The sequence below is a fragment of the Belnapia sp. genome (assembly GCF_059504005.1).
On record NZ_JCACHU010000060.1, the window covers coordinates 1 to 7,048 of the forward strand.

Sequence of the window (7,048 nt, forward strand, 5' to 3'; positions counted from 1 at the left end):
CGCAAGCTCGACATCTCGTTCTACCGCTATCTCGGCGACCGCCTGCGCGTCCCAGCTGCCATGCCCGTCCCGCCGCTACCGGATCTCGTCCGTCAGGCCGCCACCCCCGTCTGACCAGCCAGCCGCGCCCGCGGATTTGCCCCGGTTACTTGGCCGGACGCCGCGAAGGTGCCCGCCGGCAGCGGCTGATTATCCAGGTTAAGGAACCAGACCTCCCAGCCCGTTGCATTATCCTGATTAAGGAACAGCGACAGCTTCGGACAGCAGCGGAGGAGCGGATGCGACTGGTGGCCGAGCGATCTGGTGAGAGCCGGGCCTCGCCGCTCGACCTGCACCGGCTGCGGCCGGTGCCGGAGGCCGTGCTCCGGCTCGGGCCGGAGCACCCGGAGGCGCGGGCGTGGCTGTGGTCGCATTGGGGCACCACCGAGGCGTTGCGGCATGTGGTCGAGCTGCCGGTGCCGAAGCGCGGCCAGCCGCCCAAGCAAGACCCCGGCCTGCTCTGGTTTGGCTTCTGGTCGGCCGACTGAACGCCCTGGCCCGCGATCCGGCAGATCCGCGAACGCTGGCCAGCGCTGCGGATTGCGGTGCAGCCGCACTACGATGACCCTTGAGGCCGACAGCGCCGAGGTCTTCCTCGACGCAGCCCGCGCCACCGTCGGCAATAGCGGCACGCCGGACCTGCGGCTGGGCGCCTATGAGGGCCCGCTCGACCTGCTGCTGGACCTCGCCCGGGTGCAGAGGGTCGACCTGGCGCAGATTTCCATCACGACGCTGGCCGAGCAGTTCGAGGCGGTGGTCGCAGCGGCGATCGAGCGACGGCGGGTGCCGCTGCCGCGGCTGGCGGACTGGCTGATCATGGCGGCCTGGCTGACGCTGCTGCGCTCGCGGCTGCTGCTGCCGGCCGCGGCGGCGCAGAGCGCCGAGGCGGAGCGCGAGGCGGCGGGGTTGCGCCAGCGGCTGGCCGACCGGGAGTGGGCGGTGCGCCTGGCGGACTGGCTGGAGCGGCGGCCGCAGCTCGGGCGGCAGGCGTTTGCCCGAGGCGAGGCGGAGCCGGCCCTAACCTCCGGCGCCGGCGCCCCGCCGCTGGCGAACACGGCGGAGCTGCTGCGGGCCTGCCTGCGGCTGCTGGTGCTGCCGCACCGCGACCGCGTGTACCGGCCACGGCCGCCGGCGCTGTGGCGGGTGCCGGATGCGCTGGAGCACATGCGCGGTTTGCTGCCGACGGTGGGGGAGGGGCTGACCTTGTCAGCTTCCTGCCGCCGCCCACCGAGGAGCGGGCCCGGTCACAGCTGCAGCGGCGGGCAGCGCTGGCGACGACGCTGATGGCGGGACTGGACCTGAACCGGGATGGCGCAGCCGTGCTGGACCAAGCTGAGCCCTTCGGCGCGGTCTTCGTCCGCGCAGGGGCCATCGCCTGAACGAACGACTCCAGCTTCGACAGAAGCTTCGCTTTGCCTTCGAATGCTACCTTGGTGCAGCGAGCCGCCGAGCGCCATCAAGCGATGGCATTGACACGCGGGCGCCGGGCGGCCTGCAATGCTAGAGCAAGAGGATCGCGGCATGGATAACATCGCCACCGCCCGGACCGGCAGCAATTCCGGCGCTGCCTCGGCCGCACTGTATCAGCGCGCCTGTCAGGTGATGCCGGGCGGTGCCACGCGCGTGACCATATGGTGGCCGCCACATCCGCCATATGCTGTATCTGGCAAGGGGTGCCGCATCACGGATACAGACGGGCGCAGCTTCCTGGATTTCGCAAATAACTTCTTTTCACTGATCCATGGCCACGCGCACCCCGAGATCGTGGCGGCGGTGCAGACCCAGGCTGCGCACGGCATGGCCTTTGGCCTACCCACCGCGCTCGACGTGGAACTTGCCGAGGCGATCTGTGGCCGCGGCGTGCCCGGTCTCTCCCAGATCCGCTTTTGCAACAGTGGCTCGGAGGCGGTGATGTTCGCTATAAAGGCAGCGCGCGCTGCCACTGGCCGCCACAAGGTAGCCAAGATGGAAGGCGGCTATCACGGTGCCTACGACCATGTGGAGGTGAGCTACGATAGCGGCCCCACAACTTGGGGTGACCCCACGGCACCGGCCCGCAACGCTTATACCCGCGGCACGCCGCCCGGCGTGCTGGCCGATACCGTGGTAATGCCATTTAACCAGCTGGACGCGACGTTGAGCCTTCTGGAGGCGAATGCATCCGACCTTGCCGCGGTGGTGCTGGACCCCTTGCCCTCCCGCATTGGGCTGGTGCCAGGCACGCCGGACTACCTGCAGGGCGTGCAGACCGCGTGCCGGCGGCTCGGTATCCTGTTGATCGTAGACGAGATCATCTGCTTCCGCCTGCACCCTAAGGGCGCGCAGACGCTGTTCGGCCTGCAGCCGGACTTTACCACGCTAGGCAAAATCGTCGGCGGCGGCCAGCCGATCGGTGCGGTGGCCGGCACTCCGGAGGCAATGGCAGTGTTCGACGCCAGCTCAGGACGTCCGGAGGTGCCACATGGCGGCACCTTCTCAGCCAATCCCATCACGATGGCGGCCGGCCTCGCCTCTCTGCGGCTGTTGGACGCGGCCGCATATACGCACCTGGATGCCTTGGGGGAGGTGCTGCGGGCGCGGGTGCGCGCCGCCATCGCGGCGGCTGGCGTGCTGGCGCAGGTCACTGGCATGGGGTCGCTGTTCCGGCTGCACCTCCATGACCGACCTATCCGCACTTACCGCGACGCTTACCCGACCGGCGATGAGGCGGCGCGGCAGTCCGCCTTGTTCGGCTACCTGCTGGCGCATGGCATCCTGACTACGCCCAATGTTTCCGGCGCGCTCTCCACTCCGATGACAGAGGCGGAGGTGGAGGAGTTTGGTGCGGTGCTGGAAGCCGGCCTGAGGGCCGTGGCCTAGGCTGGCGCGGTGAGCTCGATCCAGCTCTCCAGTGTTTCCAAGCGCTACGGATCTGTGGTGGCGTTGGCGGACGTCTCGCTCGACGTCGGCCAGGGTGAGTTTGTCACCATCCTGGGCCCGAGCGGATCCGGTAAGACCACCATGCTGACGGTCGTCGCCGGCCTCAGCCAGCCCAGTGCGGGACACATCCTGATCGGTGGCCGCGACGTCACCGCCCTGCCGGCGGCGAAGCGCAACATCGGCTTGGTCTTCCAGAACTACGCGCTGTTCCCTCACATGACGGTCTTCGACAACATCGCCTTCCCACTCTCGGTCCGCGGCGCGGGCGCGGCTGAGACGCGGCGGCGGGTGACGGAGGCGCTGGCGCGCGTTCGGCTGGAGGGCTTCGAAGGGCGCAAGCCCAGTCAGCTCTCGGGTGGGCAGCAGCAACGCGTGGCGCTCGCCCGCGCCATCGTCTTCAGCCCTGACATCCTGCTGTTGGATGAGCCGCTCGGCGCGCTGGACCGAAAGCTTCGGGAGGAGGTGCAGATCGAGCTGCGACGCCTGCAGCGTGACCTCGGCATTACCACCGTCCTGGTCACTCATGACCAAGAGGAAGCGCTGTCGCTCTCCGACCGCATCGTAGTGCTGGACCATGGGCAGGTGCAGCAGATCGCGGCGCCTGAGGAGGCCTACCGGCAACCCAGCAACCGCTTTGTCGCGGATTTCCTAGGCACGGCCAACGTCTTCGAGGGCGTGGTGGCGGCGGAGAGCGGGGCGCTGCTGCTCGACACTGGCACGCGCATCCCCTGCCAGACGGCAGGGCGCCACCCGGGCAGCCGCGCCACCGCTATCATCCGTCCCGAATGCCTGCGGGTCGGACGCTCGGATGAGGCGACGAGTGGGCTGCCTGCGCAGGTCGTCGAGGTGATCTATCTCGGCCAGTCCGTGCGCTACCACCTGGAGACGCCGGCCGGGCCGCTGGTCGCCGTGGCGGTGGACCGGCGCGGCGGCTTTCGCTCCGGCGATGCGGTCGGGCTGAACTGGGATCCCGGCGATGCCTGGATCATCCCGGCCTGAGCGCCCGTCCATTGCGCCTCGCCAAGTTCCGTGCGGGAATGTCAGGCAATCATCCCCCGGGTAGGAGAGATTGGCGATGACCACCAGGCGGACTCTTCTCCAGGGCGGGGCGCTCGCCGCCATGCCCGCAATCGTCCAAGCGCAGGGCGCAGTGCGGGAGATCCGGATGATCGAGGCCGGCGGCCTCTCCGGCGATTCCATTGAGGCCGGCTATGTCCGCCCATTCACCGCGCGCACCGGCATCCGTGTCGTGCGGGAGAACCCGAACCCGCTGGGCAAGCTGCGCGCGATGGTCGAGGCGCGCAGCATCACCGCGGTCCTGTTCGAGCTGGGCAGCCTCTCCACCGCAATAGCTCAGGCGGCGGGGATGATCGAGTCCCTGGACTGGGCGGCGATCAACCCCGACCCGATGTTCGAGGAAGCGCGGCTGCCACACGCCTTCGGCTACCAGTACTACTCGACACTGATGGCCTGGCGCGCCGGCGCGAAGCCGCTGCGGAGCTGGGCGGATTTCTGGAATACCCGGGAATTCCCGGGAAAGCGCACGCTGCCGGATAATTTCACCCTCTCCCTGCCCATGGCGCTGCTGGCCGACGGCGTGGCACCGGACAAGCTCTACCCGCTCGATCTCAACCGCGCCTTCCGTAGCCTGGATAAGGTGAAGGGCAGCGTCTCCGTTTGGTGGGGGGCCGGAGCGCAGCCGCCGCAACTGCTGAAGGACAACGAGGTGCAGTACGCCGCCTCCTATTCCGGCCGCGTCACCGGGCAGGCGGGGATCGAGCTGACCTATGTCCACGGACTGCTGGACCTGTCCTATTTCGTAGTGCCCAAGGGCGCCAACTCAGCCGAGAAGGCGGCTGCCATGGCCCTGCTGCACGAGATGTCGGTGGCAGCGAACCAGGCGAAAGCAGCCGAGGTGATCTCCTACACCGGTGCCAGCCCGCAGCTGGAGGCGTTGTTGCCACAGGCGCGGTTGCAGGAATTCCCGACGACGCGCGAGAACAAGGAGATGCAGGTTCTGGGCAACCCAGCTTGGTGGGCGCAGAACCGCGACGCAGCGGAACGACGTTGGCAGGAGTTCAAGCTGGGGCTGTGACGCAATGACCGCGGCCAGCCGCCGGATGGGGGTAGAGTTGGGCTATGTGCTGCCGCTGCTGGTGCTGATGCTGGCCACCTTTGTGCTGCCCATCGCCTTGATGCTGGCGCGCAGCGTGCTGCACCCCGAACCGACCCTGGAACACTACCAGGCGCTTCTGGAAACGACAGTCTATCTCCGCGTCCTCGGCCGCACATTCCGCATCGCGCTGGTCACCACCGTCGCCTGCGCGCTGCTGGGCTACCCCTTGGCTTACTGGCTGCGCGGGCTGTCGCCGCAACGGCAGGTAGTGGCGGTGGCGCTGGTTGTGCTGCCTTTCTGGATTAGCATTCTGGTGCGGACCTATGCTTGGATCGTAGTGCTTGGTAATGCCGGGCTGGTGAACCGAATGCTGCTCGACTTCGGCCTGGCTGCCGCGCCGGTGGCCTTTCTGTATAACGAGACGGGCGTGGTCATCGGCACCACCAACGTCCTGCTGCCCTTCCTGGTGCTGCCATTATTCGCCGCTATGCTGCGCATCGATCTTCGGTTGCTGCAGGCGGCCGAATCCCTTGGCGCCTCCCGGCTCACCGTGTTCCGGCGGGTTTTCTTCCCGCTCAGCCTGCCGGCACTGGCAGCCGGGTCCATCCTGGTCTTCATCCTGACTTTTGGCTTCTACATCACCCCGGCTATCCTGGGTGGCGGGCGGGTGCCGATGGTGGCGAATGCGCTGGACTTGCTCATCAACCAATTCGCCCGATGGGAAGCGGCGGCGGCACTCTCCACTATCCTGCTGGTGATCACGCTCCTCTGCTTCGCGTTGTCCCGCTGGGTCGGCTCCCGGGGCGCGACGTCGTGACGACTGCGTCGCGCGGCGGCCCGTTGCTGACGTTGCACGGCGTGCTGGTGCTGGCGTTCCTCTGCCTGCCCATCGCGGTCGTCATCCCGATGTCTTTCTCCAGCGCCAGCTCGCTGGAGTTTCCCCCGCCGGGCCTCTCGCTCAGATGGTACGAAAGCTTCTTCGGGGATGCACGCTGGGTGGCGGCACTGGCCACCTCCGCCCTGGTCGCCCTCGCCTCCTCCACCATTGCGCTGCTGCTGGGCGCCATTGCGGCCTATGGGCTAGTGCGCGGGAGTTTTCGCGGCCGGACGCTGATCGAGGGGAGCTTCATCGCCCCCCTGGTGGTGCCCAGCGTGATCGTCGCCGTCGCACTCTACATCGCCTTCGCCCGGGTCGGGCTGCTGGGGACCATGGCAGGAATGATCCTGGGGCACACGGTGCTGGGCGTGCCCTATGTGGTGCTGGTGATGTCGGTGGCGATCCGCTCCTTCGACCCGAGAATCGAACAGGTGGCCTGCAGCCTCGGCGCCTCCACCACCACCATGTTCCGCCGGGTGCTGCTGCCCAACTTGCTGCCCAGTGTCTTCGCCGCCTGGATCTTCGCCTTCATCACCAGCTTCGACGAGGTGATCGTCACCCTCTTCATCGCCGGCCGGCACGACACGGTGCCGAAGCGGATGTTCAATGAACTGGTGTTGCAGGTGAACCCTACCATCACCGCGATCGCCACACTGTTGATCGTGGTTAGTGCCGTGGCAATATCGCTGATTTTATGGCTCTTGAGGCGAGGAGGTGTTCGAATACAGTTGCTCGGCTGATGGTCCTAGATGTTTGATCCCAGGGTTTGATGGTGCAGTCTTCCAGCAGGCGTGGAAGGACGCGCTATGCGGCATTGTCACGTTGTTTGATGACCAGCCGAGCTTGACCGCAAGACGGAGCTTGCGCGACCTCACGCCGCCATCTGGGCACACGTCTCCTGCTGCCAGATTTGGAAAGCCTTGTCGCGCGATCGGCGGTACTGATCGGACCGCATCAGGTGCCGCCGGTGGACGGAAATGGCTGTAGATCATCGCGTGCGCCGAGAGAAACCGCTGGGCTTGTTCGGGTGACTTGAAGCGCTGCATCAGCGTGTTGCATGGGTCAGGGGCCTGGACGCATTCGTCCCTGCCCACGCT

Annotated in this window: 7 protein-coding genes; all 7 read left to right on the top strand. The window is 67.3% G+C overall.

Translation table 11 applies throughout. The annotated features are described in order from the left end of the window. The first annotated feature begins 287 nt into the window (after positions 1 to 287). Positions 288 to 527, top strand: coding sequence for a hypothetical protein (locus AC5JJ1_RS09985; protein WP_495784972.1), 240 nt, complete (start codon positions 288 to 290; stop codon positions 525 to 527). Between the two features lie 73 nt (positions 528 to 600). After that, entirely contained in the window at positions 601 to 1,323 is a 723-nt protein-coding gene (locus AC5JJ1_RS09990) for a segregation/condensation protein A (protein WP_495784973.1), read from the top strand. Between the two features lie 237 nt (positions 1,324 to 1,560). Continuing rightward, positions 1,561 to 2,898, top strand: a complete 1,338-nt coding sequence (locus AC5JJ1_RS09995) for an aspartate aminotransferase family protein (protein WP_495784974.1) — start codon at positions 1,561 to 1,563, stop codon at positions 2,896 to 2,898. A 9-nt stretch (positions 2,899 to 2,907) separates the two neighbouring features. Further along, positions 2,908 to 3,957, top strand: coding sequence for an ABC transporter ATP-binding protein (locus AC5JJ1_RS10000; protein ID WP_495784975.1), 1,050 nt, complete (start codon positions 2,908 to 2,910; stop codon positions 3,955 to 3,957). Between the two features lie 76 nt (positions 3,958 to 4,033). Next, entirely contained in the window at positions 4,034 to 5,053 is a 1,020-nt protein-coding gene (locus AC5JJ1_RS10005) for an extracellular solute-binding protein (protein ID WP_495784976.1), read from the top strand. Positions 5,054 to 5,057: 4 nt separating this feature from the next. Beyond that, positions 5,058 to 5,891, top strand: coding sequence for an ABC transporter permease (locus AC5JJ1_RS10010; RefSeq protein ID WP_495784977.1), 834 nt, complete (start codon positions 5,058 to 5,060; stop codon positions 5,889 to 5,891). After that, positions 5,888 to 6,691 (top strand): ABC transporter permease, encoded by an 804-nt coding sequence (locus AC5JJ1_RS10015; RefSeq protein WP_495784978.1) that lies wholly within the window; start codon positions 5,888 to 5,890, stop codon positions 6,689 to 6,691. Before AC5JJ1_RS10010 ends, AC5JJ1_RS10015 begins: the two co-directional genes overlap by 4 nt. The last annotated feature ends 357 nt before the right edge of the window (positions 6,692 to 7,048 follow it).